The organism is Haemophilus paraphrohaemolyticus (assembly GCF_002015045.1).
Taxonomy (GTDB): domain Bacteria; phylum Pseudomonadota; class Gammaproteobacteria; order Enterobacterales; family Pasteurellaceae; genus Haemophilus_A; species Haemophilus_A paraphrohaemolyticus.
In genome coordinates, this window is the sequence record NZ_MUXX01000012.1 from 48863 (window position 1) to 75070 (window position 26208).

27 protein-coding genes, 1 tRNA gene and 1 pseudogene are annotated in these 26208 nt (G+C 40.1%); 15 read left to right on the plus strand and 14 right to left on the minus strand.

Translation table 11 applies throughout. The annotated features are described in order from the left end of the window. Window positions 1-39 precede the first annotated feature (39 nt). Genes B0184_RS05965 through B0184_RS05975 form a run of 3 tightly spaced genes read left to right on the plus strand, consistent with a single transcriptional unit; the run spans window position 40 to window position 1498 of the window. Window positions 40-705: an ABC transporter ATP-binding protein gene (locus B0184_RS05965; protein ID WP_005708736.1), complete on the plus strand. Its 666-nt coding sequence runs from the start codon at window positions 40-42 to the stop codon at window positions 703-705. 1 nt (window position 706) lies between these two features. Beyond that, a complete protein-coding gene (locus B0184_RS05970; RefSeq protein WP_005708876.1) occupies window positions 707-1183 on the plus strand; it encodes a TlpA family protein disulfide reductase in 477 nt (158 codons plus the stop codon). Window positions 1184-1189: 6 nt separating this feature from the next. Then, window positions 1190-1498, plus strand: coding sequence for a c-type cytochrome (locus B0184_RS05975; RefSeq protein WP_005708808.1), 309 nt, complete (start codon window positions 1190-1192; stop codon window positions 1496-1498). A gap of 15 nt (window positions 1499-1513) precedes the next feature. Here the strand turns inward: B0184_RS05975 and xthA are convergent, their stop codons facing one another. The 4 genes from xthA to yfbV all read right to left on the minus strand — a co-directional run bounded on the left by xthA (window position 1514) and on the right by yfbV (window position 5278). Further along, window positions 1514-2317, minus strand: a complete 804-nt coding sequence (gene xthA / locus B0184_RS05980; RefSeq protein WP_005708903.1) for an exodeoxyribonuclease III — start codon at window positions 2315-2317, stop codon at window positions 1514-1516. 87 nt (window positions 2318-2404) lie between these two features. Next, window positions 2405-3778: a Na+/H+ antiporter family protein gene (locus B0184_RS05985; RefSeq protein WP_005708835.1), complete on the minus strand. Its 1374-nt coding sequence runs from the start codon at window positions 3776-3778 to the stop codon at window positions 2405-2407. A 41-nt stretch (window positions 3779-3819) separates the two neighbouring features. Then, entirely contained in the window at window positions 3820-4758 is a 939-nt protein-coding gene (gene ttcA, locus B0184_RS05990; RefSeq protein ID WP_005708910.1) for a tRNA 2-thiocytidine(32) synthetase TtcA, read from the minus strand. A gap of 76 nt (window positions 4759-4834) precedes the next feature. Next, window positions 4835-5278: a terminus macrodomain insulation protein YfbV gene (gene yfbV, locus B0184_RS05995; RefSeq protein WP_005708743.1), complete on the minus strand. Its 444-nt coding sequence runs from the start codon at window positions 5276-5278 to the stop codon at window positions 4835-4837. Between the two features lie 124 nt (window positions 5279-5402). Between yfbV and B0184_RS06000 the strand changes: the two genes are divergently transcribed. From B0184_RS06000 to B0184_RS06020, 5 genes are all read left to right on the plus strand, one after another. Next, window positions 5403-6113, plus strand: a complete 711-nt coding sequence (locus tag B0184_RS06000; RefSeq protein ID WP_005708788.1) for a hypothetical protein — start codon at window positions 5403-5405, stop codon at window positions 6111-6113. Window positions 6114-6126: 13 nt separating this feature from the next. Beyond that, window positions 6127-6672 (plus strand): septation protein A, encoded by a 546-nt coding sequence (locus B0184_RS06005; RefSeq protein WP_005708711.1) that lies wholly within the window; start codon window positions 6127-6129, stop codon window positions 6670-6672. A gap of 3 nt (window positions 6673-6675) precedes the next feature. Then, a complete protein-coding gene (gene yciA / locus B0184_RS06010) occupies window positions 6676-7143 on the plus strand; it encodes an acyl-CoA thioester hydrolase YciA (protein WP_005708829.1) in 468 nt (155 codons plus the stop codon). 26 nt (window positions 7144-7169) lie between these two features. Further along, entirely contained in the window at window positions 7170-7451 is a 282-nt protein-coding gene (locus B0184_RS06015) for a YciI family protein (protein WP_005708877.1), read from the plus strand. A 122-nt stretch (window positions 7452-7573) separates the two neighbouring features. Beyond that, window positions 7574-9886, plus strand: a complete 2313-nt coding sequence (locus B0184_RS06020) for a DNA internalization-related competence protein ComEC/Rec2 (protein WP_005708884.1) — start codon at window positions 7574-7576, stop codon at window positions 9884-9886. Between the two features lie 4 nt (window positions 9887-9890). Here the strand turns inward: B0184_RS06020 and gdhA are convergent, their stop codons facing one another. The 5 genes and pseudogenes from gdhA to B0184_RS06045 all read right to left on the minus strand — a co-directional run bounded on the left by gdhA (window position 9891) and on the right by B0184_RS06045 (window position 13589). Then, window positions 9891-11231: an NADP-specific glutamate dehydrogenase gene (gdhA, locus tag B0184_RS06025; protein WP_005708832.1), complete on the minus strand. Its 1341-nt coding sequence runs from the start codon at window positions 11229-11231 to the stop codon at window positions 9891-9893. A gap of 325 nt (window positions 11232-11556) precedes the next feature. Continuing rightward, complete coding sequence (gene bamE / locus B0184_RS06030) at window positions 11557-11916, minus strand: outer membrane protein assembly factor BamE (protein ID WP_005708693.1); 360 nt, start codon at window positions 11914-11916, stop codon at window positions 11557-11559. Between the two features lie 61 nt (window positions 11917-11977). Then, complete coding sequence (yejK, locus tag B0184_RS06035; RefSeq protein WP_005708746.1) at window positions 11978-12982, minus strand: nucleoid-associated protein YejK; 1005 nt, start codon at window positions 12980-12982, stop codon at window positions 11978-11980. 34 nt (window positions 12983-13016) lie between these two features. Then, entirely contained in the window at window positions 13017-13307 is a 291-nt protein-coding gene (locus B0184_RS06040) for a HigA family addiction module antitoxin (protein WP_039851375.1), read from the minus strand. Window positions 13308-13317: 10 nt separating this feature from the next. Further along, a pseudogene (locus B0184_RS06045) lies at window positions 13318-13589 on the minus strand (type II toxin-antitoxin system RelE/ParE family toxin). Between the two features lie 140 nt (window positions 13590-13729). Here B0184_RS06045 and B0184_RS06050 point away from each other — a divergent pair. The 3 genes from B0184_RS06050 to B0184_RS06060 all read left to right on the plus strand — a co-directional run bounded on the left by B0184_RS06050 (window position 13730) and on the right by B0184_RS06060 (window position 15065). Further along, window positions 13730-14119, plus strand: a complete 390-nt coding sequence (locus B0184_RS06050) for a RidA family protein (RefSeq protein WP_005708821.1) — start codon at window positions 13730-13732, stop codon at window positions 14117-14119. 55 nt (window positions 14120-14174) lie between these two features. Further along, window positions 14175-14909, plus strand: coding sequence for a peptidoglycan editing factor PgeF (gene pgeF / locus B0184_RS06055; RefSeq protein ID WP_005708761.1), 735 nt, complete (start codon window positions 14175-14177; stop codon window positions 14907-14909). 79 nt (window positions 14910-14988) lie between these two features. Continuing rightward, window positions 14989-15065 (plus strand) — tRNA-Ile (locus B0184_RS06060). A gap of 131 nt (window positions 15066-15196) precedes the next feature. Here B0184_RS06060 and rplT read toward each other — a convergent pair. From rplT to infC, 3 genes are all read right to left on the minus strand, one after another. Then, window positions 15197-15550: a 50S ribosomal protein L20 gene (gene rplT, locus B0184_RS06065; RefSeq protein ID WP_005596075.1), complete on the minus strand. Its 354-nt coding sequence runs from the start codon at window positions 15548-15550 to the stop codon at window positions 15197-15199. A 64-nt stretch (window positions 15551-15614) separates the two neighbouring features. Continuing rightward, complete coding sequence (gene rpmI / locus B0184_RS06070) at window positions 15615-15812, minus strand: 50S ribosomal protein L35 (RefSeq protein WP_005596065.1); 198 nt, start codon at window positions 15810-15812, stop codon at window positions 15615-15617. Between the two features lie 294 nt (window positions 15813-16106). Continuing rightward, window positions 16107-16649: a translation initiation factor IF-3 gene (gene infC / locus B0184_RS06075; protein WP_078177651.1), complete on the minus strand. Its 543-nt coding sequence runs from the start codon at window positions 16647-16649 to the stop codon at window positions 16107-16109. Window positions 16650-16858: 209 nt separating this feature from the next. Between infC and B0184_RS06080 the strand changes: the two genes are divergently transcribed. Next, entirely contained in the window at window positions 16859-18250 is a 1392-nt protein-coding gene (locus B0184_RS06080) for an MATE family efflux transporter (RefSeq protein ID WP_005708824.1), read from the plus strand. A gap of 3 nt (window positions 18251-18253) precedes the next feature. After that, entirely contained in the window at window positions 18254-21892 is a 3639-nt protein-coding gene (recB, locus tag B0184_RS06085) for an exodeoxyribonuclease V subunit beta (RefSeq protein WP_005708863.1), read from the plus strand. A 41-nt stretch (window positions 21893-21933) separates the two neighbouring features. On the opposite strand, the gene lnt is transcribed toward recB, so the two are convergent. Then, window positions 21934-23439 (minus strand): apolipoprotein N-acyltransferase, encoded by a 1506-nt coding sequence (gene lnt / locus B0184_RS06090; RefSeq protein ID WP_005708846.1) that lies wholly within the window; start codon window positions 23437-23439, stop codon window positions 21934-21936. A gap of 81 nt (window positions 23440-23520) precedes the next feature. After that, complete coding sequence (gene corC, locus B0184_RS06095) at window positions 23521-24423, minus strand: CNNM family magnesium/cobalt transport protein CorC (protein ID WP_005708885.1); 903 nt, start codon at window positions 24421-24423, stop codon at window positions 23521-23523. Between the two features lie 135 nt (window positions 24424-24558). On the opposite strand from corC, the gene B0184_RS06100 reads away from it, so the two are divergent. Further along, window positions 24559-25164, plus strand: a complete 606-nt coding sequence (locus B0184_RS06100) for a DUF2057 family protein (RefSeq protein WP_005708717.1) — start codon at window positions 24559-24561, stop codon at window positions 25162-25164. 108 nt (window positions 25165-25272) lie between these two features. Next, on the plus strand, window positions 25273-26205 hold the full coding sequence (locus B0184_RS06105; protein ID WP_005708737.1) for a bile acid:sodium symporter family protein: 933 nt from the start codon (window positions 25273-25275) through the stop codon (window positions 26203-26205). Window positions 26206-26208: the final 3 nt, after the last annotated feature.

Here is a 26208-nt window from a genome sequence, read left to right on the forward strand (position 1 = left end):
GATTTTCAATCCACATACCTTACTAGCAAGAGAAAAAATATGAGTGAATTTGTAATCGAAACCCAACATTTATACAAACGCTTCGGGCAGGTAACCGCCCTTGAAGACATCAACATCCAAATCAAACAAGGCGAATTTGTCGCCATTATGGGCGCATCTGGCTCAGGCAAAACGACGCTAATGAACATTCTCACTGGCTTAGACACCGCAAGCGAAGGCAAGGTGATTTTAGACGGTGTCGATGCTGCTCAACTGGACGAAGTCGGCCGCCAACGTTTCCGCGCGGAAAAAATCGGTTTGGTGTTCCAACAATTCCACTTAATTCCCTACTTAACTGCACTCGAAAATGTGATGCTTGCCCAACATTATCATAGCGTGATTGATGAGGAAGCCGCCAAAGCTGTGCTCGAACAAGTCGGCTTAGGACATCGCATCGATCACCGACCAAGCCAACTTTCAGGCGGTGAACAACAACGGGTTTGCATCGCTCGTGCCTTGGTTAATCAACCGCCTGTGATTTTCGCGGATGAACCGACTGGAAATTTGGATGAAAAAAACGAAACATTGGTGCTCGATCTGCTTACAGAACTTAACAAGCAAGGGCGCACTATTGTGATGGTGACGCATAATCCAGAACTCGGCAAACTCACCGACCGCACCATTTATCTGCAACACGGCAGATTTTTAAAAGAAGAGAGAAATTAAAATGATGACAAAAACCTTATTCAAACTGAGTTTACTTGCGGTTGTTTTTGGTATTACCGCTTGCAAAGAAGAAAGTGCGGTAATTGGTCAAGCTGCCCCTGAGATTGCGGCTTATGATTTGCAAGGCAACTCTGTAAAATTAGAGGATTGGCAAGGCACCCGCTTACTCACTTTTTGGTCGGAAACCTGTGGGCATTGCATTATGGAGCTAAAAATGTTCGAGAAAATGGCTGATGCTCATCCAAACAGAGTGCAACTGATTGCAATCAACGTCGATGGCGAAAAAGCAGATACGCAAGCGGTCGTAAATAAACAAAAACTTGCATTGCCTGTCGTGAAAGATCAGCTGAAAATCACAGCCGAACGCTATCACCTTGTTGGCACACCGACCACTTATGTTATTGATGCAAAAGGCAATATTACCGCTAAATATGAAGGTAAGATTCCCGATGCGGATTTGGAGAAGTTATTTAAATGATAGTGTATGAAATACGCTAAATGGATGTTGGCTATTTTGCTTGGCAATTTGAGTTTTTCTGCTTGGGCTGATATGGATATAACTCCAGAGGAAAAACTCTACCGCCGTTCTTGTGCCACTTGCCACGGTAGAACCGCAGAAAAACCAGCGATGAGGAAATCTAAAATCATTAATCAAATGAGCCAAGAAGAGATTTTAAATGCTTTAATGGATCGTAAAAACGGCAAAGTTAATGGCGGTGGTAACACCGCCAAACAGAAATTGAGCGATGAAGACGTTAAGATTTTAGCGGCGTATTTAGCTAAAAAGTCTTAATCATTCATTTAATGATTATTTAAACACCGCCCAAACAGGAGAATGATCAGAAGGTTTTTCCATCGCGCGGATTTCCAAATCAATGCCTGTTTCTACACAGCGTTCCGCCAATGGTTTTGAGGCAAGCACTAAGTCAATGCGTAAACCGCGGTTGTCATCAAAGCCTTTTGAACGGTAATCAAACCACGAGAATTTATCATCGGCTTCTGGGTGTATTGCTCGGAATGTATCAACTAATCCGTAGCTTTGCAAACGCCCTAACCATTCGCGTTCTTCGGGTAGAAATGAGCATTTTCCATCACGTAACCAACGTTTACGGTTTGGTTCACCAATGCCAATATCTAAATCAGTTGGACTAATATTCATATCGCCCATAATCACGATTGGATTTTCAGGTTTCAATTCTGTTTCTAAATAATTTTGGAGATCTGCGTAGAATTTTTCTTTTGCTGGGAATTTAGTTTCATGCTTGCGGTTCTCGCCTTGAGGGAAATAGCCGTTTAATACCGTAAGCACGCCAAATTCAGTCTCAATATCCGCCATAATCATTCGTTTTTGTGCATCTTCGCTATCAGTTGGAAAACCTTTACGCACCGCAAGCGGTTGTTTTTTGGTTAAAAGTGCCACGCCGTAGTGTCCTTTTTGCCCATGGTGGAAAACGTGGTAGCCTAAGTGATTGACTAAGTCATAAGGGAAATCTTCGTCTGAAACTTTGATTTCTTGTAAGCCAATAATATCAGGTTGGTGTTTTTCGATAATAGCTTCAAGTTGATGCGGTCTAGCACGTAAGCCATTGATATTAAAAGAGATAAATTTCATAAATAGCCTTTTTGGAATATTTTTATATATTGAACGAAATAAAAGGGCGTGTGCAACACGCCCCAGTAAATGATTGCATTATAATAATTACAACGTCATTGCTGCAATCCAACCAAACACTAACAATGGAATGTTAAAGTGTAAGAAAGTTGGTACAACCGAATCCCAAATGTGGTCGTGTTTGCCATCAGCATTTAAGCCTGATGTTGGGCCAAGAGTGGAATCTGATGCGGGTGAACCTGCATCGCCAAGTGCGGCGGCTACGCCCACGATAGACATCGTTGCAAGCGGTGAAAAACCGAAAGCCACACACAAAGGCACATAGATAGAGGTAATAATTGGTACGGTTGAGAAAGAAGAACCGATGCCCATAGTGATAAACAAACCAACAACCAACATTAAGAATGCGGCTAAACCTTTGCTATCAATTGAACCACGTAAACCCTCGACCAATTCGGCAACACCAGCTGTTGAATTCACCACGCTTGCATAGCCAGATGCGGCAATCATCACAAAGCCAATCATTGCCATTAAGCGTAAGCCATCTTGGAAGATATCATTGGATTGTTTAAGTCTAAATACGCCACCTAAAGCAAAAATCACTAAACCAACTAAACCGCCAATAATGGTCGAATTTGTGGCTAATTGTGTCGAACAGGTTGCTATAATAGCAAAAATGCTTAACCAGATGTGGAATGGTTTTACGTGTGCGACACGCTCTGCAATATCATCCGCATTTTTTTCTTGCACTTCGACATAAGTACGTGGTTTACGATAAGAGACCAAGAAGGCAAAGAACAAGCCTAAAATCATCCCCAATACAGGCACGAACATTGCTTTAGTCATATCCGAAGTCGTTGCGACTAAACCAAATTGCGAGCCTACATTATTGATATTTTTCACCAAAATGCTTTCTATAAAGATCTGCCCGAAACCTGCTGGAATCAACATATAAGTTGCGGTTAAACCGAAAGTTAATCCACAAGCTACCGCACGGCGGTCGATTTTAAGCTGGTTCATCACACCTAAAAGTGGCGGCACCACAATCGGGATAAACGCAATATGGATTGGAATTAAGTTTTGAGATGAAATCGCAAAAGCGGTTAATACAAACAAAATGATGTATTTAAACCAAAATACGGAGCGACCAGATGGGCGTTTGCCAAAATGCGAAATCACTTTGTAAGCCAATAAATCGGTTACGCCTGATTTAGATAAAGCAACCGCAAACGCACCGAGTACGGCATAATTCATTGCGGTTTCTGCACCACCCCCTAAACCACCCGTAAAGCTACCGATGGTCTTCTCTAATGCTTGGAAAAGCGTGGCATTTTTGACACCATAATTGCCGATAACCCCGCAAACCAAGGCTGCAATAATAAGTGAAATGACCACGTTAATTCGCATCAAACTTAATGCGAGTAATACAATGATCGAAATCACGACTTCGTTAGAAAACATGAAGCCTCCTTTTCGTAAATGTTTGCAAATTATGTTAAAGATTAAACCGCTTTAAATTGGATCAATCCTTCCTGTGCAAATTCGTGCTCGTCTTCATCAATTCCTACACCAACAGGAATTACAGGCATCTCTTCCTTATCAAAGGCAAGGTCGCCTTCTACACCTTCGATCACTTGCCCGTGTTTGATATTTTTGAAATCAAATAAATTCGGATCGCAAAGGTGCGATGGCGTGACATTTTGCAAGGCACTGAACATCGTTTCAATTCGTCCCGGGTATTGGCGATCCCACATTTGCAACATCTCTTTAATCACTTGGCGTTGTAGGTTAGGTTGCGAGCCGCATAAGTTACACGGAATAATAGGGAACTGTTTCGCTTCCGCGTATTTTTCGATGTCCTTCTCTTTGCAGTAAGCTAACGGACGAATCACAATTTGCTTGCCATCATCACTAATTAGCTTTGGCGGCATCGACTTTAATTTACCACCATAAAACATATTTAGGAAGAGGGTTTCGAGCATATCATCGCGGTGATGCCCTAATGCAATTTTGGTCGCTCCAAGTTCAGTTGCAGTGCGATATAAAATCCCACGACGCAAACGCGAGCAGAGCGAGCATGTGGTTTTGCCCTCTGGAATTTTTTCTTTTACGATGCCGTAAGTATTTTCTTCCACGATTTTATATTCCACACCGATGCTTTCTAGGTATTCAGGCAAAATATGTTCTGGGAAACCAGGTTGTTTTTGGTCTAAATTTACCGCCACCACATCAAAATGGATTGGGGCGTTGAGTTTCAAATTAAGTAGAATATCCAAGAGAGTATAGCTGTCTTTTCCACCAGAAAGGCAGACCATTACTTTATCGCCCTCTTCAATCATATTGAAATCGGCAATGGCATTACCTACATTGCGGCGTAAACGTTTTTGCAGTTTGTTAAGGTTGTAGGTTTGTTTTTTTTCTTTGTCGGTTTGTGTTGTCATAAAAATTATTCTGTCAAAATAAAGAAAACGGCACAAGCCAAGAAATTGGCTAGTGCCATCCAAAAAATTGGGGGAATTATAACTCATCAAAGTATTTATTGCCCCACGTTTTTTCCGCAAGTTGCAATAAATTTGCAAAATCCTGATAGCTCGGCACCGATTGCACGGGGCAAGCGGTTAATTTTACCTTTTCATTTACTAATTTCTGACGCAGCTCTTCATACCAGTCCATTAAATGCAAAGGAAGTGGTGATTTTGACCGCTTGCCGAGAAAATATAAACCTTGATAGGGAATACTTACCGCAAAAAGGGCGGTAATTACCGAATTTGCCAAAATTGATTGGCTAGGGTCTGTAAAAAAGTATTGCCACAAAATTGTAAAGCAAGCAAAAGCGGGCATCCATTTGCCTGAAAATTTAATAAGCTGAATAAGGCGATAATCTATCATAAACACGTTTAATTTCTTTTGTTGAGGATAGGTGTTTAGATAGCGTTGTCCTGATTGGAATGTTTCGAGCATAGTTTAAAATTATAAAAAGTGGAGATAAAAATAGCCTAAGGTAAAACTTAATGCACTTCAAGCGATCTATTGATATACTTATGAGCTATTTTTTACTTTTTATTAACGAAAAACAAGGATTTTTATGCCGATTAATTTTCCGCAATTATTACAAGATAGTTGGAATTTTATCCGAAATCGTAGTCAGTTTTCGCTAACAGCTATGGGATTATTGCTTGCTATTCAATTACTGGCAACCTTTGTGCTTTCTAATTTTATAGTTTCAGTTTCAGCTGTTTCATTGCTTCCCTCTCTCTTAATTGGTATTGGAAATATTTTTATTTCTGTGCTTTTAGTGCTGAATATTAATGATATTAATGCGGGCACATTCCAATCTTTTTTCCAAAATACTAGCAAAGCCTTGGCAAAACTGCTCCCTGCGATTTCGCTTTACATCATTATGGTGTTGCCTCTTTCTTTCGGTATGTCGTCGATTTTATTTAGTAATATTTCAGGCCGTGAAGCAAGCATTTTTAGTTTACCTCTACTTGCTATTGGGATTTTTGTATTTGTACGCTTAAATCTCTCTACTTATGTCTTTCTTGTGGAAAATTATCGTGTTGGGCAAGCGGTTAAATTTATGTGGCAACTTGCAAAAGGTAAAATGGCTGTACTTTTTGCTTATACCTTATTAGCAAACCTGTTACCCATTTTAATTACTGCTCTAGTTGGGCGCTTAGGTGATAATGTCGTGATTATGGTGCTATCTTTCGTGATCTCTGCTTTTTTATCACTCTTTACCACCATTTTCGGCTTCCGTTTTTATCAAACCATTCGCCCTAAAAAGTTAAGTTAATTAAGGATCAATGATGAAACAATTGCTTGAATTTATTCCTCTTATTCTCTTCTTTGTGGTGTACAAATTTTTTGGCACACAAGAAGCTGCGATTACGTTGGTCATCGCAACGCTTGTGCAACTAATTGCCCTAAAAATGCTCTATGGCAAAATTGAAAAAATGCAGCTTTTTATGGCTGTCTTTGTCGTTGTTTTCGGTGGGCTAACCGCTTATTTTAACGACGATGCCTTTTTAAAATGGAAAGTCACTCTCTTAAATGGATTATTCGCATTAGTACTGTTAATTAGCCAATTTGTATTGAAAAATCCGATTATCAAACATCTATTGGGTAAAGAAATTTGCTTACCAGAAAACGTGTGGGCAAAACTCAATACGGGTTGGGCGATCTTCTTTATTATTTGTATGCTTCTTAACCTCTATGTAAGCCATTTTATGTCGAATGATGCGTGGTATACCTTCAAAGTCTTCGGCTTAACAGGCTTAAGTCTAGTAGCAACGATTTTAACGGGTGTGGTGGTTTACCCCTATTTACAAGAAAACCAACAGAACAAGGAATAACAAATGAAAAACGAACCTTACACAAAAAATCCTGATGGTAAGCTGATTTTACGCACACTGGCAATGCCATCAGACACCAACGCCAACGGTGATATTTTCGGTGGTTGGATTATGTCTCAAATGGATTTAGGCGGTGCGATTTTAGCTAAAGAATTGGCAAAAGGTCGAGTGGTGACGGTTACCGTAGATAAAATGATTTTCCACCTTCCTATTTCTGTCGGTGATGTTGTTTGCTGTTATGGCACATTAGTACGTTTAGGTCGCACTTCAATGCAAGTAAAAGTGGATGTGTTTATCAAACAAGTGTATGAAGGCACACGTGAACGCTTTAAAGTAACCGAAGCCTTATTCACTTATGTGGCAATTGATAAAGAGGGGAAACCTCGCCCAATTCCACGTGAAAATAACCCGGAATTAGACGAAGCATTGGCACTGTTAGAAACAAGTCAAGCCGAAGAAAAAACAGAATAAACATTTATTAACAGAAGGAAATAACGATGTATTACGTAATTTTTGCCCAAGACAACCCAAATATGTTGGAAAAACGCCTTGAAGTTCGCCCAGCTCATCTTGCACGACTTGAAAAATTGCAAGTTGAAGGCAGACTCTTAACCGCAGGCCCTAACCCGACGGAAGATGGCTCAAGTGTGACTGGCTCAACTGTAATTGCAGAATTTGATTCGCTGGGAGATGCTCAAGTTTGGGCTTCTGAAGATCCTTATGTAGAAGCTGGCATTTACGGTGATGTGATTATTAAGCCGTTTAAGAAAGTATTCTAGTTTTGCATAATCCGCATATTCAATATGCGGATTTTATTTTTTCGATCGCGCTCGAAAATTTAAAAGAAAATTCTGCACACTTTTCTATTTCTCGGCATACTGTCTAGCAAAAACAGATTGCTATGACACTTGACCGCTTTTTCATTCTTCTTTGCCTCTCTTTCCTGCCCATTTTATGGCTGCCGCAACAGGCTTTGTTGTTTGTGATGTTGTTCGCCACACTCTTAATGCTTTACTTTGGTTTTAAACGCCAAATTTTTCCGTTTATGTTGGGCTTGGCAATGTTGTTAAGTTACGGGCAAGTTTTAAATATTGCAAATCAAGCAGAGAATTTCACCGCTTATAAAAGCTCACAACCGATTGAAATTGTTAAAATTTTAAAGCAACAAGATTATGAGACCGCAATTGGCAGGCTTACAAGCGGTCAAAATATCTATCTTAATTGGCAAGCGAAAACGCCTTTACAACTCAATGCTGTCTATCAAGCAGAGTTTAATCTTCGACCCATTTCTGGACGAAGTAATATCGGCAATTTTGACCGTCAGCGTTGGTATTTTGCTAATCATATTGATGGGCTTGCAACCATTAGAAAAGCAGAATTGATTGATCAAACAAATTTGCCTTTTCGAACCCGATGGCTTAACCGAACTTATGAGCAAACACAATCCTTAGCAACACAAGGATTGTTACTTGCCCTTGCTTTCGGTGAACGTGCTTGGTTGAAATCAGAACATTGGCAAATTTTCCAACAAACCACCACTGCACATTTGATTGCCATTTCAGGGCTGCATATTGCTCTTGCCTTTGGTTTCGGCTTCTGGTTTGCCAAGCTAGGGCAATGGCTTATGCTCCGTACAAAATGTCGCTATGATTTTGTGCAACAAATCAGCTTTTCTTATCTGCCTCCTCGCTTAATGGGCTTTGTTTTTGCGTTGAGTTACAGCTATTTGGCGGGGTTTGCCATTCCAACCGTTCGAGCGATTTTTGCGATTAGTTTGGTCTTGCTTTGCCAATTCGCACGCAGGCATTACACGCCCAGCCAATTTTGGTGGCGAATTGTTGCGATCTTGCTGATTTTAGACCCGATTACTATGCTATCTGACAGCTTTTGGCTTTCTATTTTAGCCGTAGCAGGCCTGATTTTGTGGTATCGCTATTTCCCGCTAAAGCAGTTTGGGTGGCTTATTCCGCATTGGCTAAACCGTCCCTTTTTCAAGCCTATTTTATCGTTATTGCATCTACAAACGGGCACCTTTTTCCTTTTCTCGCCTGTGCAATTTTTCTTTTTTGAAGGCTATTCGCCGCTCGGCTTTGTAGCCAATTTATTGATTGTTCCATTTTACAGCCTTGTGCTTGTACCGATTATTCTATTTACTCTTTTAACGGATAATCTGCTTCATACTTGGCAATTGACGGACTGGTTAGCGCAATTTAGCTTATGGTTAATTGAACCGCTTTCTCATTCTTGGATAACACTTTCTTTGCAAAACCAATGGCATTTGCTGGCCTTTAACGTGCTGATTTTGGTGGGAATTTATGCCAAAAGCTGGATGAAATCTTGGCAATTTTTTGCCAAATTCAGCACGATTTTAGCCTCTATTTATCTAGCGGGGCTTTGCTACCTGAAAAAAGATCATTACATTGAATGGGTTACTTTTGATATTGGTCAGGGTTTGGCCCAAGCCTTGATTTACCAAGATACAAGCGGTCAAAAACAAGCAATTTTTTACGATACGGGGGCAAGTTGGGGCGAAGGTTCGCAACGCAATTCAATGGCAAATTTAGAAGTATTGCCGTATTTAAAACGCAATAATATTCAAATTAAAGCGATTTTTATCAGCCACGATGATAACGATCACTCAGGAGGCGTTGCCGATCTGCTGGAGGCATACCCTCATGCTCAGCTCTTTTCAAGTGGACAAACGGCTTATGCTCAGCGTATTCCAGAGCCTTGTATTGCAAGCAAAGAATGGCAATTTGACAGCATAAAGCTGACTGCAATTTTCCCAGAACAAATAACAAAGCGAGCAGAAAACCAACATTCTTGCATTTTATTAGTCGAAATAGACCGCTTGAAATTGCTTTTTACGGGCGATGCAGGCGTAGCACAAGAGCGAATTTTTTCTCCGATAATTGGAAAAATCGATTTCTTACAAGTCGGGCATCATGGTAGTAAAACGAGCACAGGCGAGATTTTAGTGGCAATAACCAAACCTAATATTGCGGTGATTTCAGTTGGGCGTTGGAATGCGTGGAAAATGCCGAATAAAAATGTCGTCGAACGACTAGAAAAACATGGAGTGCAGATTTTAGATACATCCAAAGTGGGTATGGTGAAGATTATTTTTGAGGAAGGAAAATATCAGATAAAAACAAGCCGAACACGAAGTTCGGCTTGGTATCAAGGTTATTTTAATCACAACCCTAAGGATTAGTTCATTATAAAACGCCTTGTTCTAGCATCGCGGTTGCTACTTTTTTGAAGCCTGCGATATTTGCACCGTTTACATAGTTTACATAGCCGTCTGCTTCTGTCCCGTTTTCTACACAGTTTTCGTGGATTGCGGTCATAATGCCGAATAAACGTTGGTCAACTTCTTCACGGCTCCAAGATAGACGGATGGCGTTTTGGCTCATTTCTAAGCCTGAAGTTGCTACACCACCTGCGTTCGCTGCTTTACCTGGTGCGTAAAGGATTTTTGCTGTGATAAATACTTCCACACCCTCTAATGTCGTTGGCATATTCGCTCCTTCTGCCACACAGATACAGCCGTTTTTCACTAACTCTTTCGCGGCTTCGCCATCTAATTCATTTTGAGTTGCACACGGAAGAGCGATATCACATTTCACGCCCCAAGGTTTTTGACCTTCGAAGTATTGAATGCCTTGCTCTGCTGCATAAACTGATAAACGTTCACGGCGTTCATTTTTAAGCACTAATAAATCTGCTAATTGTTTTTCAGTCATACCTGAATCTGGGAATAACACATAGCCATTTGAGTCTGAAACCGTTAATACTTTCGAGCCTTTTTGGATTGCTTTTTCCGCAGCATATTGTGCTACGTTACCCGAACCAGAAATCACCACACGTTTGCCTTCAAAGCCTTGACCGCGTGTTGCTAACATCGCATCAGCAAAGTACACAGCACCGTAACCTGTCGCTTCAGGACGAATTAAGCTACCGCCCCAAGTTAAGCCTTTACCTGTTAACACAGAAGCAAATTCGTTGCGTAATTTTTTGTATTGACCATACATATAACCGATTTCACGACCGCCCACGCCGATATCGCCAGCTGGTACGTCTGTGTCTGCTCCGATGTGACGAGATAATTCAGTCATAAACGCTTGGCAGAAACGCATGACTTCCGCGTCAGATTTGCCTTTCGGATCGAAGTCAGAACCGCCTTTACCGCCACCCATTGGCAATGTCGTTAATGCGTTTTTGAAAACTTGTTCAAAAGCTAAGAATTTTAATACGCCTAAATCAACAGTTGGGTGGAAACGGATACCGCCTTTATAAGGACCAATCGCAGAGTTCATTTGTACGCGATAACCACGGTTCACTTGCACGTTACCTTTATCGTCCACCCAGGTTACACGGAAAGTAATTACACGTTCAGGCTCAACAATACGCTCTAAAATACCGTGTTTAGTATATTGCGGATTTTTTGCAAGGAACGGCGCTAAAGAACCGAAAACTTCTTCAACCGCTTGGTGGAATGGTGCTTGGTTAGGATCACGTTGTTTGATTTTTTGGAACAGTGCGTTTAAATCGCTCATGATGTACTCCTGTGTAAAGATAGTTTAAATTTGTTAAGAATGTTGTGTTTTGGAATGACTCGCAATGTATCAAAACTTTTTTGGCTTGAAAAGAGGGATAATAAAAAATAATGCAATAAATTAGAAAAATTAGGTTTAAGTGGTTATTTTTTGAACTTAAAACGTATTGAAATGGTTTAAAAGGAGCCTTTTTAAGCAAAAATAAGGGAAGGAAATAAATTTTATAAATAGAAATTTTATGATTAAAAATTCTAATGTTTAATTTTAGCAAAAAGAAAGCGGTCATTTTCTTACAACGTTTTGTAGAAATCTAACCGCTTATCATTTATTGTGCTTTTTTTTCAACTACTTTCTGATTTTTAATATCATCAAGTTTAATATCTGTCACAATACCTTTATTATCAAAATAAACTAACAGAGTGCGTTGGATAGGATCATTATGCCCTTCGCGTTTGATGAAAACATAATCCCAACGATTTTCTGCAAAAACATCTCTTAACACAGGTGTACCGAGTAAATATTGCACTTGAACTTGATTCATCCCAATTTGTAACTGATCAATTTTATCTTGCTCTAAATAGTTACCTTGAGGAACATCAATGCGATAAACCACTTTTTTTACAGTTGAACAAGCTGTAACGCCCATCGCAAGTAAAATTATCGCTAAAAGAGATTTCATTTTCATATCAATACCTTAATAAATTGAAATTTGTCCAGATCATACCGAAATTGGCTGAAAAAAACTATCATTTATTGCGTTCAAGTTGATCACGCAAGTTTGCGGGTAATCCTTTGATTGTTAAAGTATCATTTAGTTCATCCCAAATTAAACGCTCACCTAATAATTCTGCATTAAAACTAATTGTTACCCCTTTACCTGAACCTGAATATTTGGTTAAGCCTTTTAAAGCTCTACGAACTGGTGGGATAGAATCTTCCAAACCATACTCTTTTTCTTGAGTAAATTGAGCAAAATTTAACTCATTTAAGGTTGGTAAAGATTCGGAAAGCTCGTTGATCGCAATCTCTTCACCTTGATTGATTTGTCCTTTGCAATATTCAAATGCCTGTTTTTTAACTTCGCGAGTTTGTGGTACTGAAAGTTCACCTTGTTCACAGAAATCGTTTACCGCTTGCAATAAAGTTTGGTTTTGAACCTGTGGGTTTAACCCTTCTTCCGCACTTAAGAAATCCATAAAGAAATCAGCAACTTTACGCCCTACACGACCTTTAATAAAGGTAAGATAACGGTTTGAGGTGGCATTAATGCTAAGTTCCGTTAAGTTAATTCGGCAAGCAATATCGTATTGAGTGATGTCTAAATATTGAGTGCTTTTTACATCTAAATGGTCATCTACCAAGATGGAAGAACGGCTATCGATTAACGCAATAAAGAGATAATCAGTTGCTAAAAAATTATATCGACAGAGAATAAAAGTTCCGCCTGAAGCAAAAGGATATTTCGCTAATTCAGTCGCTAACATATTAGCAGATTGGTGGCTAAATGGTAGAAAATCAGTCTCTTTTTCCAGAAAACGATTAAGCTGTTGTGCAAATACAGATTCGCTCTTGAACACACCATAGCCTTTTGCTTTACTCTGATAGGCTTGGTGTAATTGCAACATCATTTGCTCGGCCGCAGGGCTAATAGGCAGTAATTCCTCACGCAATACCGTTTTGAGTTCCACATTCTCTCCTTCAACGTGATGCTGAATTTGGTGTAAAACAATTTCTTCTAAATTTATGCTCATAAAATCGACTCTCTTCTTTTCTGTTTATTAAAATTTACGCACAAATAGGAATAATATTAAAATGAGCTGACTGACTTGCTTTCCATAAATCATAGTTTGCTTGTTGATAAAGCCAGCTCTCTGCAGATGGGCTATTTTCACCAAGCCATTGATGCAAACGAAGTGCCATATCTGCACTAATTCCCATTTTTCCATTAAGCAAGCGAGAAAGTGTTACTCTATTTACACCAAGTTGTTTGGCTGCCTCTGTCACTGTAAGCCCAAGTTCAGGCAAAATATCTTCTTTTAAAACTTCCGCTGGATGCAGCGGATTAAACATACGCATCATATTTCTTCTAATGATAATCTTGATAATCAACAACTTCAGGATGACCGCTTTCAAATTTAAAGGTCATGTGCCAGTTTTCCATTTACTTTTACAGACCAGCATCCTGCTAAATTCCTACTTAATTGGTGAAGCACCCAACCAGGTAAATTCGTTGGGTGTTTTTGCGCTATCAAGTCGAGCTAATATCCTTGCTAGTTTTGACTTATTGACAACTTGAATACCTGCAGTTGAGTCTGTTAAGAAATGCTTCAGTCCTTTATGCTTAAATGAAATAATCATTATTATCCTCTCTTCTTACTTATTGTAGCCAGTTATGCAACAGCTGCAAATAAAAAAGAGATATTTTCTCTGTTTTAAAATAGAATTTTTTAGCATAAAATCGTATCGCTTATTTATTTTATTAAGATTAAGGAAATACTATGACTAAAGTCATTCACACAGAAAATGCCCCTGCGGCTATCGGACCTTACGTACAAGCGGTTGATTTAGGTAATCTTGTTTTCACATCAGGTCAAATCCCCGTTAATCCTAAAACAGGTGAAGTGTCAGCAGATATTACCGAGCAAGCACGCCAAGCGCTTGAAAATGTTAAAGCCATTTTAGAACAAGCAGGCTTGAGTGTTGCAAACATCATCAAAACAACGGTTTTTGTGAAAGATTTGAACGACTTCGCAACTGTAAATGCTGAATATGAAAAATTCTTCCGTGAAAATAACCACCCAGCGTTCCCTACTCGCTCTTGCGTAGAAGTAGCTCGCTTACCAAAAGATGTTGGCTTAGAAATTGAAGCGATTGCCGTTCGTCCATAAGCTTACAAGCGGTTGTTTTTTCAAAATAAAATGCAGAAATAAAAAGGGAGTGTGAATGAACGCAATTTATCCAAATTGGCAAGCACCGAAAAATATTAAAGCTCTCACGACCGTGAGATCGGGCGGTGTAAGTCTTCCGCCATTTGATAGCTTTAATTTAGGCGATCACGTTTGCGATGACCCAAAAGCTGTGCAACAAAATCGCTCTTTACTTGTGGATAAATTTGACTTACCTCATCAGCCCCTTTTTCTTACACAAACCCACAGTACGAAAGTCATTGAATTACCTTTTACGGGAAGCAATGTTGAGGCTGATGCGGTTTACACCCAACAAGCGAATCAAGTTTGTTTAGTAATGACCGCAGATTGTTTGCCTGTACTCTTCTTCAATAAAGAAGGCACAGAAGTTGCAGCAGCTCACGCAGGCTGGCGAGGTTTATGTGATGGCATTTTGGAAGAAACAGTCGCAAAATTTAAATGCCCAACTTCTGATATTATTGCTTGGCTAGGCCCCGCTATCGGACCAACCGCTTTCCAAGTAGGTGAAGAGATTATCGAACAATTTTGTGCCTTTGATTCTAATGCTAAACTAGCTTTTACACCTGATCTTACTACAAGCGGTAAATTTCTCGGCAATCTTTACCAACTGGCGACTCAACGCTTAAATAAGCTCGGCATTACCGAAATCTCAGGCGGAGGGCATTGCACTTACACAGAGCAAGACAAATTTTTCTCCTACCGCCGAGATAAGCAAACGGGCAGAATGGCATCTCTTATTTGGATTGAGTAGTTGCTTGCTTTTTAAACGAACAAGCCGAAAAAGATAGACGAAATCAGTACTTTCTTTTATAATGTAACTCTCTTTCAATCCCCCCTTAGCTCAGTCGGTTAGAGCAGGCGACTCATAATCGCTTGGTCACTGGTTCAAGTCCGGTAGGGGGGACCATTCGATTTTCTCTTCTTTTATCAATTCCTGATTTACTTATAAATTAGTTATTATGTATCTATATGCCTTTCATACTGCTAGGTAATAAAAAAGGACACCAACAGGTGCCCTAATTTTATCTAAACTTTAAATTAAAGTGCAGATTTTGCTTTTTCAACTAATGCAGCGAATGCTACTTTATCGAATACAGCGATGTCAGCTAAGATCTTACGGTCGATTTCAACAGAAGCTTTTTTCAAGCCATTGATGAATTTGCTGTAAGATAAACCGTTTTGACGTGCCGCAGCATTGATACGTGCAATCCATAATTGACGGAATTGACGTTTACGTTGACGACGGTCACGGTATGCATATTGACCAGCTTTAATTACTGCTTGGAACGCAACACGATAAACACGTGAACGCGCACCATAATAACCTTTAGCAGCCTTAAGAACTTTCTTATGGCGTGCTCTTGCAATAACACCACGTTTTACACGAGCCATTATTTAATCTCCTAATGTATATTTAAAAACTAAAATTCACTAAAGTACGTCTTCACGCAAACGCTTATGCGTATGGTAAACACGCTACTACTAATACTTGGTCTGCTTTCGCTACCATTGATTTGTGGCGTAAGTGACGTTTACGTTTAGTGGTTTTCTTAGTCAAAATATGACGTAAGTGAGATTGTTTACGTTTGAAACCGCCTGAAGCTGTTTTCTTGAAACGCTTAGCAGCACCACGTACTGTTTTAATTTTAGGCATTGTTTTAAAAACTCCGCATTGTTTTGTTAATCATTAGTAATTAGGCGAGCATTATTACTAATGTTGCTTGTTAAGCACTAATTACATCTCAAGCAATAAATATATTGCATTATTTAAATTAAAAGCGACTCAGGCTGCGTAGTGTGCCTGTTGTCATCTTTATTTTCTAGTAAAAGAAAACGGGGGAATTTTACAGAAACATTGCCTGTTCTGCAAGCGATAATTTTTGAAATAAAAAATGCAAGCTCACATTTTCTACCAGCTTGCATTCATTTAATTCATTGTAATGAGAAATTATTTTTTCTTCGGTGCGATAACCATTACTGCTTGACGGCCTTCTAATTTACCCGGTGCAGATTCAACCGCTGCAATTTCGGCGGTATCTTGTTTTACACGCTCTAATACATCTAAACCGATGTCTTGGTGAGCCATTTCACGACCACGGAAACGCACGGTAATTTTTACTTTATCGCCATCTTCCAAGAAACGCATAATGCTGCGTAATTTAACTTGGTAGTCGCCTTCATCTGTACCTGGACGGAATTTGATTTCCTTCACTTGAACGACTTTCTGTTTTTTCTTCTGCTCTTTTGCCGCTTTTTCTTTTTCATAAATGAACTTACCGTAGTTCATAATACGACAAACTGGCGGTTCAGCATTCGGGCTGATTTCTACTAAGTCTAACTCAGCTTCTTCCGCTCTCGCTAAAGCATCTTGAATTGACACGATACCAACTTGCTCGCCATTTTCATCAGTTAAGCGAACTTCCTTCACGCCACGGATTTCTTCGTTAAGACGGTGAGCGCGATTTGACTGAACACGTTTTACAGGTTTAATAGTATTATTCCTCTAGTTAGTTTATATGTAAGCTGCATCAAAGCAGATTTTGTTTAAATCGTTTGCATTTTAAGACAAAAACGGGCGGAATTCTAGCGGATCTAAAGTGATTATGCAATAGTCAATCGATTGAGGCACGAAAACTTATGGCAAAAATGGCATTTAAGCGTAAGGCTCGCTATAATAAGCCATTCTAATTTGAGGTTTTTATGAATTTACAGTGGCAAAAATATCCGCAAAACGCGAGAAAACTTTTTAAACTCACTATTCCTATTTTTATCTCCCAACTTTCCGCTTCAGGTATGGGACTTGCGGATATTGTAATGGCAGGCTTAGTCAGCGATGACGATGTTTCCGCCATCGCGGTAAGTAACTCGATTTATTTCCCCCTTTTCTTGTTTGTGCTGGGTTTATTGAATGCCATTACTCCAACGGTTTCTTATTTGAATGGCTCGAACCAACGCCATCTTATTGCTCACCAAGTGCGACAAGGCTTCTGGCTTGTGCTGACTATGTCCATTCCGCTGATTTTGATTTTCTGCAATAGCCATCTGATTTTGGACTATATGCATACGCCCGAATCGTTTTCAATTAAATCACAGCAATATTTGATGATTATGGCAATCGGTATTGTGCCTGCTTTGCTTGCCATCAATCTTCGCTGTATGAATGATGGTTTATCCAATCCAAAACCTGCGATGAGCATTACCTTTTTTGGCTTGCTACTGAATATTCCGCTTAACTACATCTTTATTTTTGGTAAATTTGGCTTGCCTGAAATGGGTTCCGTTGGCTGTGGTATTGCGACGGCTATTGTGAACTGGGTGATGTTCTTGATGATGTTCTATTACTGCTACACCAACAAATCGCAACGCGATATTGGCTTATTTAGTAAATGGATGGAAATGCCAAGCGGTCAAACTTTGCTAAAAATTTGCAAACTCGGCTTACCCATCGGCTTTGCGACTTTCACTGAAGTGATGCTGTTTTCCACCTCAGCACTTTTCCTTTCACCATTAGGTGCACAAGTAGTGGCAAGCCATCAAGCAGCATTACAAACTAGCTCGCTCTTTTTTATGATCCCGATGTCATTTAGCATCGCAACGACGATTGTAATCGGGCAAACTTTAGGACAAAAACGCTTAGACGATGCAAAAGTGTTAAGTTATCACGCCCTGCTTACAGGCTTAGTTTTTGCAACGATGGCGGCGGTAGTTATTGTGTTGCTCGACCAATACATTCCACTTGCTTTTACACGCGATCCGATTTCGATTTCGATTGCTGCTCACTTACTCTTATTTGCAGCGGTTTACCAAATTCCCGACGCACTCCAAGCCGTTGCGAATGGGGTATTACGTGGCTACAAGCACACGCAACCGATTTTGTATGTCACCATTATCTGTTATTGGATTGTCGGCATGCCGCTCGGCTATCTTCTCGCCAGAACGGATTTTATTACTGAACCGATGGCGGCACAAGGCTTCTGGACAACATTTTGCATCAGCTTAAGCCTTGCAAGCGGTCTATTAATTTGGCAAATTAGCAAAATTCAGAAAGTGCCGCACGAAGTGTTAATTCAGAAATTGGAACGGATAAAATAATCTATGCAAACGCTCAACCCTCTCACACTTCCGCTTAACTGTGCCAGCCTCATTGAAGCCTCGGCTGGCACGGGCAAAACACATACGATCAAAAACCTCTATCTTCGCTTATTACTGGGTATCAGCCACGATGGTGAACCTCTAGAACCATTAACAGTTGAGCAAATCTTAGTGGTAACCTTCACCAAAGCGGCAACTGAAGAACTTAAAGACCGTATCCGCCAAAATATTCAAGATTGCTACGCCTATTTTTCGGCAAAACTCACCGAGCAAGCGGTGAAAAATGATGATTTTTTTGCAGAACTTTTCGAGAAAGTCGAAAAGAAAGAGGAGGCGTTGCTCCGCTTGCGAATTGCCGAGCGAGAGATTGATTTTGCGAGTGTGTTTACTATTCACAGCTTCTGCCAAAAGATGCTCTATCAATTTGCATTCGATTCGGGTATCAGTTTTGAGTTTGAACTGCAACAAAACGAACAGCAATTGCTTAAACGCCTTGCCAAAGAAGTGTGGCGTGAGCAGTTCTACCCGATGAATTTGAGCGAAACACGCATTGTTGCGGATGAGCTCAAAACACCACAAGACGCATTGGATGCGGTGCGAGCTTATCTGACAGAAACTTTGCCTGAGTTAAACGACGATCAACAAGGCATTAACCAACCTTTTGCCGAGCATTTAAAAGCCTATCAACAATTATTGGCAGAAGTTCGCCAATATTGGCGTGCCAACCGTGAGGAAATTGTAAGCCCAATCATCAATGAACTGGATAAAAAATATAAAACTGGCGTGAAAAAAGCATTAAATCGCCGCTCATATCAAATGCGTTATGTGGAAAATTGGTTAAAATCGGTAGACGAGTGGGCAGAAAGTGAAGCCATTTATTTCCCCGCAGAGCATTTTTCACGCTTTTGCCAAACAAGTCTTATTGAAAAAGCAGAAGAGGGAGCAGAACCGCTAACATCAACGCATTTCGCAACTAATCAAGCATTTTTGACCGCTTATCAAAGTCAATTTGAAGCAAAACAGAAATCAGTCTTGCTTTATCAATTCTTAATGCATTTGCGGGAAAAATTGGCAGCTTATAAAGCCACACATACTGAAAAAAGTTTTGATGACTTGCTGATTATGCTCAATCACGCCTTAAAAAACACCCGTGGCAAGCAGTTGGCAAGCCAGATCCGCCAACAATATCCGTTTGCGATGATTGACGAATTTCAAGATACCGACCAAACCCAATATGAAATCTTTAGCCAAATCTATATGGCAGAAGAGGCTCAAAATCAGGGCTTTATTATGATTGGAGATCCCAAACAGTCGATCTATAAATTCCGTGGGGCGGATATTTTTACCTATTTGAAGGCATCAGAGCAAGCGGATGAAAAACGCACATTAGATAAAAACTGGCGTTCTTTGCCGAAGGTTGTTGAAGCCGTAAATCAGATTTTTACCTTCCCAGAAAATAGCGGAAACCATCCGTTTTTATATCAAGGCATTCCATTTCAAGCGGTAAAAGCCAAAACGCCAGAGGAAGAATTAATCGGTAGTGAAAATGTGGTTTGCTATTTGCAGCCTGAATTTAACGAGAATGAGGCGGCTGAACATTGTGCCGATCAAATTCAGAAACAATTAATGGCGATGCAAGCGGGTGAAATTTACCTAAAAGATGCAAAAGACAGTAGTCAAATTCGCTTTGAGGCGAAAGACATTGCGATTTTGGTGCGAAGCAATAATCAAGCCAAATTGATGAAACGTGCGTTAGCCAAACGAGGTTTGAAATCTGTTTTCCTGTCTGAGCGTAGTCGTGTTTATGAGAGCGAAGTTGCACCAGAATTAGCGTGGGTATTAAAAGCCTGCTTAAATCCGTATCAACAGAAAACCTTGCTCTGTGCCTTGGGTTCGAGCTTGTGGGGCTTAACTGCACAAGAGATTTATCAGCTTAAAAATGATGAGCAGCAATGGGAAAACTATGTTGATAAATTCGTTCATTATCAACAGATTTGGCAATCGCAAGGCGTGCTACCGATGTTGCATCAACTTTTCTTGCAAGAAGGTGTGATCGAACGATTGAAAGCACGAGCAAATGCGGATCGTTTATTAACCGACCTCTTCCACCTTGCGGAAATTTTACAATCGGCAATGCAAGAGGTGGAAAATGAGAGTGCCTTAGTGCGTTGGTATGAACAGACGTTAAACGACGCCAAAAATGGCGACGACACCCATACTTTGCGTTTAGAAAGCGAAGAGGCGTTGATTAAAATTGTGACCATTCACGGCTCTAAAGGATTGCAATATCCTGTTGTTTGGCTACCATTCATTGGTAAAAACAGCACCAGCGTAAAAGCATCTGCGCTTTCTATTTACCACGATGAGAATGCTCAAAAGCAGTGGGATTTTAGTGGAAGAGAGGAAGCCATCCAACAGCTCAAAAACCAAGCAGAATATGCGGAAGATCTACGTTTGCTTTATGTCGCCTTAACCCGTGCCGAATCGCAACTGAACTTGATTTTGCCAGCTCAATTTGGCAAAGGTTGGAATAGTATTCACTATTTGCTTAGCAATGGCGAAATCGGTTTAACAGGTACCGAAACAAGCAGTAGCACAGAAACCTATTTTGCAGAGAAAGGATTAAATTGCACGTTACAAACGCTTGCAGAAAGTGCCGAAGAACGTTTTTGGTCGCCAAGGCAAGAGACAGAAGCATTACTGCAAGTGCGTGAATTTAACCACACAATCCCGACAGTTCAAGGACAGATCACGAGTTTTAGTGCTTTAAGCAACTATAACGATTGGGCATTAGAAAGCCACAATAAGGCTCAAACAGATTACTTCACCGAAATCAACGATTTTGCACAAGATTACGATAATCAGACCGCTTACAACGAGTCATTATTTGAGATGGAGACTGAACAAGCGGGCGATTTTGTGGAGGATATTGCAAATAGTTTGAACGCTTACCAATTCCCGCACAGCACTAAAGTGGGGAATATTTTGCACCGTTTTATGGAGCATTGCGACTTCCAACAAGCGGTTAAAATTGAAGATGTTTTGCCAATTTGTGAACAGCTCAATTTAGGCGATGAGTGGCAAGAACCCGTTCAGCGATGGATGGAAGAAGTTCGCACTACGCCATTTGCCGAAAATTTAGCATTGAGTGATTTTTCCAATGAACAGCGTTTAAATGAGTGGCAATTCTTCTTACGCTTAAAAAATGAAGAGGGCTTACGCAAGCTCAATCAACTTCTACAAGAACATAGCGAATTGGCTCGCCAATTACCGCCATTGCGATTGCCACAACTTTCAGGCTATGTGCGCGGTTTTATTGACTGTATTGCCAAAGCGAATGGTAAATTTTATGTAATTGATTATAAATCGAACTTCTTAGGCTATTTACCGCAAGATTACCGCCAAACACGCCTTGCGAAAACAATCGGACAATATCGCTACGACTTACAATACTTGCTCTACACCCTTGCGGTACATCGTTACCTACGTGCTCGCTTAGGTGAGAGTTACGACTATAGCCGAGATTTTGGCGGCGTTGCCTATTTATTCTTGCGTGGAATGAATGGTGAGCCGAACAGTGGAGTATATTTCGATAAACCGAGCAAGGCATTGATTGATGGAATGGATTTGTTGTTTAGTTAATATATAAAGGGCAGTTTGAAATAACCAAACTGCCCTTGCTTCTAGTTTTTACGTCTCATCACCGCCAATGCCATAATCAACGTGCTCAAACTATAAAGCACCGTATTGCCCCATAAACTAAAAGGCGTTTTACTGATGACAGGAGAAACCTGAGCGATAAGCACTCCTTTCTCAAATTGCGGCAACTGCTGAACCACTTTGCCGTTTGCATCTACTATTGCAGTAATTCCTGTATTGGCAGAGCGAAGAAGTGGCTTGCCAAGTTCTAAAGCTCGCATTCTTGCCATTTGGAAATGTTGCCAAGGGCCAATAGAAGTTCCAAACCATGCATCATTAGTAATAGTTAAGAGATAATCGCTATTGTGGTTTTTTTGGTTTTGTTGCACTTGATCGCCAAAGATAATCTCATAGCAAATCGCTAAATTAAAACGGGTATTTTTCGTCTGTAATGCAGGCTGAACAAATTCCCCTTGAGATAAATTGATTGGCAGAATAAAGACCTCACGCATCCAATCTAACACCGAGCCAAAAGGCACGTATTCGCCAAAAGGCACGAGATGATGCTTTTTATAGCGAGGTACTTGTTCAGCATCATAAGGTTGTTCATTCAGTAATAACGCGCTGTTAAAGAGTTGATTTTGATTATCTTGATAAAGCGTGCCGATAATAATGTCACTTTGGCTTTCCATCGCAGCGTTTTGCATCGAACTAAGCAACGGTGAAATCTGATTTTCCAATGCTGGAATTGCCGATTCAGGCAGAATAATCACGTCACTTTTTCCAAGCAATGGACGAATAAGATCCACATAGGTTTGCACCGAATAGTCGAAATGAGCAGGATCCCATTTCATTTTTTGTTCAATATTGCCTTGCACAAGGCTCACGGTAAGCGGTTGTTTTTCAGCATCAATTTGCCAGAAATTGGCAAAACGTGTGGCAACGCCGACCGCTATGAGCAATGTAAAAGTCGCAAGCGGTTTAATTTTTCGATTTTCTTGCAAAATAAATTGAACAAGATAAGTAGCAATCACAATAATGAAGAAAGTAACACCTTCTACGCCAAAAATCGGGGCGATATGGGCAAAAGGGCTATCAACTTGACTATAACCGAGCTGAAGCCAAGGAAAACCAGTGAGAATGATGCCTCGGAGATATTCTGTTCCAGTGAAAAGGCTTGCAAGCACAAACGGATTTTTCAGCTTAAATTTATGCACACCCCAAGTAAATAGCAAATTATAAAGTGCTAAATAGCAAGCTAGAAGAAGAACTGCAAGATAGCTAATCACGACAGGCACACCACCAAATTGGATCATACTCACGTGAATCCAATTTACGCCAATCGCAAAATAGCCAATCGACCAAGCAAAAGTTGCCCACAATGCGGTTTTGCGTTGCGATAAAGTGGCTGACCAGATTAAGCCAAAGACGGAAACAAAGGCGATAATCCAGTAATCAAAAGGGGAAAAAGCAAGTGTGCCGATCGCACCAAAGAGAAAACTGATGATGCAAGCGGTTAAAAATGGGGGATTTTTTACGAAATTTGACATATAACGTAGGGCGGATGTTAATCCGCCAATAGGTAAGTTAAATAAAAGGCGGACTGAAGCCCGCCCTACGCATTATTGCTATTATTCTTCTTCAGCTTCTACCTGACGGCTTTCCATCCGTTCTAATTGCTCGTCTGAAACGGTTACACGCAATTGAATCAAACGACGGTTATCCGCAGAAGTCACTTTTACATCCATCTGCTCAAACTCAATCTGCTCACCACGTTGTGGCAAGTGTCCGAAAGCTTGCATGATTAAACCACCGAAGGTATCTACCTCTTCATCTGTAAATTCGGTGGCGAAAAACGCATTGAATTTTTCAATATCTGTTAAGGCAGAAACGGCATAAGTATGGCGAGAAAGCTGGCGGATTGGCTCGACTTCTTCTTCATCAAACTCATCCTCAATATCGCCCACAATTTGCTCTAAAATATCTTCAATGGTGACTAAACCAGACATCGCTCCGAACTCATCGACTACCAATGCCATATGGAAACGCTCTGAGCGGAATTCTTTGAGCATTCTATCCACGCGTTTACTCTCTGGCACAATTACCGCAGGGCGAAGGATAGCCTCCATATTAAATTCTTCCGCATCAGAACGGAGATATTTGAGTAGATCTTTCGCAAGCAAAATGCCTTGAATGCTATCTTTGCCATCATCTAAAATTACAGGGAAACGCGAATGGGCAGATTCAATAATAGTATCCACACAGGCTTCAAGTGGCAGTTTTGAATCAATTGAAATAATTTGAGGGCGCGGGATCATAATATCACGCACACGAAGTTCGGAAATTTCCATCACTCCTTCAATCATCTCTTTGGTATCGCTATCGATCAACTCATTTTCGACCGAATCACGGATCACTTCTACCAAATCTTCACGATTTTTAGGTTCTGTTTGGAAAATACCTAAAAACGACTGAATTAAATTCTTTTTCTCTGTTTTTTCTATTGAGCCGAGGCTCTGATATTCATCACTCATAATTATTCCTGTTAAAAAATTAGCGTGATTTTCCCACAAAAATAACGCTTTGATAATAAAATTATTTCTATTTTATTTAATTTAGCATAGCATAGGCATAACTTTTTTCAAATCCATGCAATTTAAGGAAGTATTATGAAATTAGCAAAATTGATGATGACTACAACCGCTTGTTTAGCTGCAACTTTTGCGACTGCAGGCACGTTAAAAACCCCTAATACCGTGGAAATGTTAGCCTTAGATGGTCAGTCGGTAAAACGTTGGGAAGATGTCCAAATTAACGATAACAAAACACACCAAGTGGTGGTGAGTGTAGGAGACATTGTAGATGGTAAATATTTCTCAATGAATCCAATCGTATTAACTTTTGAGGGAACACCTGAAGAAATGACACTTGTTGTGCCTCAATTCCGCTCATCTCACGATGTGAATAAATTTCAAGCTAATCCAACCTTTAAAATTCAAACTGCAGCTGGTAAAGAAATTCCCTTTAAACAAGATATGTTAAAAGGAGAAGGTTTCGCTCCAAATAGCCGAATTGAAGACAACCTTGCTAAATATAATGCTGGCAAAGGCGTAGCAGCTGTGCCAGAATTTGTAAATGCGACTTTTGAAGCAAAAGGTCAAATTGTGGTAGAAACCAAAAATATTAAAGAAGAACAATTGCAATTACTCTTCTCTAAAGCTGATAAAGAAACCCAAAAACGCTTCTTAGACTGGGCGAAGAAAAATGTAAAATAATTTACAAAATCATTTAATAACGAAAGACATAGTGTAGTGCTATGTCTTTATTTTTTTGCTAAAGCCGATTAGAATAAAAAGTTCTTTTAACAATTCATTAGGACTTATATGCAAACTCTTCTCAAACTTACGCAATTCATCAGCAAAACCTTCGCGCTCTGGGCGATCGTTTTTGCTGTTCTTGCGTTCTACTTTCCCGCTGAATTTAAAATCTTTGCGCCTTACATTCCTTACTTATTAGGCTTGGTTATGTTTGGTATGGGCATCACGCTTACCTTCAATGATTTCGGTGAAGTGGCAAAACACCCAAAATCAGTCGCGATTGGCGTAGTTGGACAATTTGTGATTATGCCCTCTATCGCTTTTGTTCTCGCTAAAGCCTTTGACTTACCACCTGATTTAGCTGTTGGTGTGATTTTGGTTGGTTCTTGCCCTGGTGGTACATCTTCAAATGTAATGACTTACCTTGCTAAAGGAAATACAGCACTTTCTGTTGCTTGTACAACGATTTCAACATTGCTTTCGCCATTATTAACACCTGCAATTTTTTACGTTCTTGCCAGCCAATGGTTAGAAATTGATGCATCCGCAATGTTCTTATCCGTATTAAAAATGGTACTTTTTCCAATCTTCTTGGGGCTAGTTGTGCGTGCATTATTTAAGAAAACAATTGAACAAGCCAGCCAAACCATGCCGTTAGTGTCAGTTATTTCAATCGTATTGATTTTGGCGGCTGTCGTCGCGGTAAGCAAAGATAAGATTGTAGAATCAGGTTTGTTGATTTTTACTGTAGTGGTATTGCACAACTGTTTAGGCTATTTAATCGGCTACTGGGCAGCTAAACTCTTCAAATTAAATGTCGCTGATAGCAAAGCAATTGCTATTGAAGTAGGGATGCAAAACTCGGGTTTAGGCGCCGCATTAGCTGCCGCACATTTCAATCCAATTGCTGCTGTACCAAGTGCTTTATTTAGTTTCTGGCACAATGTTTCAGGGCCAATTCTGGCGAATATTTTCTCAAATATGAAAAATGAGAAATAATAG